We start from the raw sequence: 4,154 nt of genomic DNA, 5'->3' as shown, positions 1-4,154 counted from the left end.
AAACCGCCAAAGCTAATGGCCTAGAACCATCGAGTTACATCCAATACGTACTCGACCACATTGCCGACGCGGATACTTTAGAAAAACTCGAAGTGCTATTGCCTTGGAACAGGGCGAAAGCAGGCTAGATTAGCAGGGCAAGACAAACCATTTTAGAGGGCTAATATAAGATCGCTTACACTCAACTCGGATTTAGATTCTTACCCTGAAAGTATTCAGCGTCAGGCCATACATAGATATCAAGTAGTAGATTTTGTTCGCCAAAGACTTCATGGTGGTTGGACTAAGAACAACATCGATCCACTATTGCGAGAGTATTTTTCAGAATTTGGGTCATTGTCAGCCCCTTATTGGAGGACAGTGGTTAGATGGAATAATAAATTATTGGAAAGTAATAATACACTAATTAGCCTAGTAGATCGTCACCATTTAAAGGGGAATCGAGACCGAAAGTGCGAATTTAGTACAGAAAAATTTTTTGAAGAATCAATTGATCGCTTCCTGAAAGCAGAGCGTCCAAGTATAGCGAGTGCATATCGACTTTATGAAAAGCAATGTCTTATTCATAGTAAAGGCAGTTTGCACAGCTACAGACCAATGTCTAAAAGCTCGTTTTATAAACGAGTAGAAAAGTTAAACTCATACGAAGTGGCGGTCAAAAGATTCGGAAAAAATAAAGCCGATATTCTTTATAGCTATAAAGGAAAAATCGTAAAGCCTGAGCGCATTATGCAGAGAGTTGAAATAGATCATACTCCACTTGATATCATCCTGTTGGACGATGAGACCTTGACACCTATTGGTAGACCTTACCTAACTTTACTTAAAGACGTCTATAGTGGTTGTTTAGTCGGCTATCACATTACGTTTAAAGCACCACAGTACGCATCGGTGGCAAAAGCGATTTGCAATGCGATTTTGCCTAAAGAGCGAAGTAAGCAACTTTGGAATATTGACTGGCCATGTCATGGAAAAATTGAGACTCTCGTTACAGATAATGGCGCTGAATTCTGGTCTGGGCCTCTCGAACATCTGTGCTATGAATTAGGTATACACATTCAATACAATCGGCCAGGTCAGCCATGGCAAAAACCCTATATAGAGCGCAGCTTTAGAACAATTAATGATCTTTTTTTGGTTGATTTAGCCGGAAAAACTTTTAGCAGTATTGATGCTCGTAAAAATTACAATCCGGTAGAAAACTCTAAAATAAAATTTAGTAATTTCATCCAAGCCTTTGAGAAATGGGTTGCCGAAGTATATAACTGTTCACCTGATACTAGAAATACAAAAGTCCCATCAGTTCTTTGGCAGGAAGCTCTAGAAAAAATGCCTCCGGCTGAACTATCTAATTCTCAGATATTAGAACTTCCAAAATTAGCGGGGCTTAAAGAAACCAGAGCTATTCAACCTTCGGGCATTACTTATAACAATTTACGTTATGACTCAGAAGATCTGTCAGATTATCGCAAGCGCTATCTTTCTATGAACCGTACTAGTCGTACTACTATCAAAGTGGATGTAGATGACCTTAGCCATATCTACGTTTACTTGCCAGAACTAGAAAAATACTTGACAGTTCCCTGCGTTGACCAGTTCTACACTCAGAATCTGAGCTTAGATCAGCATTTAATTAATAGGTCGTTTGTTAAGGCGCATAATCTTCTAATGGGAAAATCCGACGTGGATTTAGCAATGGCTAATCAGGAGATTCGAGAGATATTAGCAGATCATGACGCTAAAGCAAAATCCTCTACTAAGATAAAAACAAGTAAGAAAGCTGCTCAATATAAAGGCTATAGCAACGAGTCAGTCAAAAACAAAGTGGCTAAGCCAACATCTGTTGATGAGAAGTCGAGTGCTGAGCATAGAGAGGTGTCTGAGCTAGAGGCACTGTGGAACTCATTTAGAAAATAAAAATGAGGTGGCAAATGGGCTTATCTGACGCTAATAGGGCTAAATTACGGGAGTTTAAAGACTGTTTTTGCCCTTACACGCCGGTGTGTCGTGTGTTGAACGACCTCGAATCCCTTTACCAGAGCTCTGAGATCGGTGGTGATCAACTATCTATGCTACTTCGTGGTGATACCGGTACGGGTAAGTCTGCGATCATCCACCACTTCTGCAACATCAAGAATGGAATTAATCTCGAATCAATACCCGTATTACTGTCGCGAGTACCCAGTAAGCTTACCGTTGAAGATATGACACGGCAGCTTTTGAGCGATCTTGGTGTGTTTGGATCATCAACACATAGAGCTAAAAATGCTCAAAGCGATGCACATCTTACCAATCGTCTATTAGATGCCCTTAAAGTAAAAAATACCAAGATGATCATCATCAACGAATTCCAAGAACTCATTGAGTTCAAAGGTGCTCGTGATCGTCAGGCAATCGGGAATAGACTAAAACTGATTAGTGAGGAAGCCGCAGTTCCGATTGTTCTAGTTGGTATGCCTTGGATTGACGAGATTCTAAATGATTCCCAATGGGCTTCTAGGTTAGCGACACGAACTCATACACTCCAGTATTTTAGCCTTTCGAAACGGATACGGGAGTATTTTGAGTTTCTTGAAGCGATTGAAACATATGTACCATGCGAGATTGAAACAAGCATTATTGACTTTGAAATAAGCATTGCTCTCTTCGCTGCATCTTGTGGGGAAATGAGGCAACTAAAAGCCATCTTGACCGAAGCCATCAAGCTTTGCCTGATCAGTGGTGAGCCATTTTCTAAGCAAGCACTGAGTCATTCATTTGCCAACTTGTATGCCGGCATTGAAAATCCATTCGACATGCCAAAAGAAAAAATCAAAGTCCGCGAAGTTGAAATGCACTCACGATACATTCGTGGAGATAGTACTCATCGTGCTGCTATAGAGCCAAGACGTCTGTCGGATTTCATGTCGTTGACGCAAATTCTCTCAAAGAAGTAGTTGTATTAGTTTGTTTTATGTTCAGTGGTGCTGCCATGGCTTCATTTTCTAAGGATTCCTTAATATACTTTTCCCTCGCTTGCTAAGAAAATCTTAGATTACATTCATCCTGTAGCTAAGATCATGCAAAGCCCATTACCACAACGTCTTAAGAGTGCTAGAAAATTGGCCAAGCTCACACAAGAACAGCTTAGTACAAAGTTGGGGTTTGATAGGTCTCATGGTACGGCACGTATTAGTCAGTACGAAACAGGCAAGCACGCCCCAGATTACGCGATGGCTAAGAACATGGCTGATGCGCTAGGTGTGCCGGTGGCTTACCTGTATTGTGATGACGAGTCATTAGCAAAGCTTTTGCTGGCGGCATCAAAACTGTCTAAGCAAGAGCTGGACGAACTGGTACAAAAGCTCAGTTAAAGTGAGGATTCGTAAACTGAACCTCTCTGAATGACAATAAATTACGGTATACTGTCCGAAACTTAATTTTCAGGGACAGACAGCCGTGACCAACGAAAACTTCTCTTCTACCGCTTCTCTTATCTGGTCAGTAGCAGACCTACTACGTGGTGATTTCAAACAGTCCCAATATGGGCGCATCATCCTGCCGTTCACCCTTTTAAGACGCTTAGAATGCGTTCTTGAAGAGACCAAAGCGGACGTTTTAGCCAAGTACGAAGCAGTAAAATCCATGCCGATTGAGGTGTAATCCCCCCATTTTTAACAGGGGTTAAAAGTAGAGCCTAAGCAGCCTTCATAAGCCATTTAGGTGGGATGCCACCAATGGCGCTGTTTTGCCTCTCATTGTTGTACGTCCATAACCACTTCGTGGCAAGGTATTGTGCGTGCTCGATGGATTCAAATTGATGAAGATCGAGCCATTCATGCCGCGCTGTTCGGTTAAAACGCTCAATATAAGCATTCTGCGTTGGTTTACCTGGCTGAATGAATAAGAGCGTAATTCTATTCTTAGTGGCCCAATTCACAAGCTGCCCCGAGATAAACTCCGGACCGTTATCACATCGTATGGCCGCCGGCTTTCCTCGCCATTCGATGATCTGCTCAAGCGAGCGTATCACTCTGGCACTAGGCAACGACAGATCGACATCAATCGCTAATCCTTCTCGGTTATAGTCGTCCAGAACATTGAACGTTCTTAACTTGCGACCATCAGATAATCCATCACTCATAAAATCGATCGACCAGACTTGGTTCGGTGCT

Annotated in this window: 6 protein-coding genes; 5 read left to right on the top strand and 1 reads right to left on the bottom strand. The window is 42.0% G+C overall.

Features of this window, described 5'->3' with window-relative positions; translation table 11 throughout:
- The 5 genes from FJM67_RS16975 to FJM67_RS16955 all read left to right on the top strand — a co-directional run.
- On the top strand, positions 1 to 128 hold a 128-nt coding region (locus FJM67_RS16975; protein ID WP_140590943.1), incomplete at its 5' end, for a transposase domain-containing protein.
- Between the two features lie 256 nt (positions 129 to 384).
- The gene (locus FJM67_RS16970; RefSeq protein ID WP_140591868.1) at positions 385 to 1,917 is read left to right on the top strand and encodes a Mu transposase C-terminal domain-containing protein; all 1,533 of its coding nucleotides are present in this window, start codon (positions 385 to 387) and stop codon (positions 1,915 to 1,917) included.
- A gap of 14 nt (positions 1,918 to 1,931) precedes the next feature.
- Entirely contained in the window at positions 1,932 to 2,936 is a 1,005-nt protein-coding gene (locus FJM67_RS16965) for a TniB family NTP-binding protein (protein ID WP_181161544.1), read from the top strand.
- A gap of 123 nt (positions 2,937 to 3,059) precedes the next feature.
- A complete protein-coding gene (locus FJM67_RS16960; protein ID WP_140591865.1) occupies positions 3,060 to 3,353 on the top strand; it encodes a helix-turn-helix domain-containing protein in 294 nt (97 codons plus the stop codon).
- An 85-nt stretch (positions 3,354 to 3,438) separates the two neighbouring features.
- Positions 3,439 to 3,642, top strand: a complete 204-nt coding sequence (locus FJM67_RS16955; protein WP_235890099.1) for a type I restriction-modification system subunit M N-terminal domain-containing protein — start codon at positions 3,439 to 3,441, stop codon at positions 3,640 to 3,642.
- Positions 3,643 to 3,676: 34 nt separating this feature from the next.
- Here the strand turns inward: FJM67_RS16955 and FJM67_RS16950 are convergent.
- The coding region (locus FJM67_RS16950; RefSeq protein ID WP_140591863.1) for an integrase core domain-containing protein at positions 3,677 to 4,154 on the bottom strand (478 nt) is incomplete at its 5' end.

This window comes from Maribrevibacterium harenarium, assembly GCF_006385675.1.
In the GTDB taxonomy this organism is placed as follows: domain Bacteria; phylum Pseudomonadota; class Gammaproteobacteria; order Pseudomonadales; family Marinomonadaceae; genus Marinomonas; species Marinomonas harenarium.
Note: the sequence above shows the minus strand (reverse complement) of the source record. Positions and strands in the feature narration are given on the sequence as shown.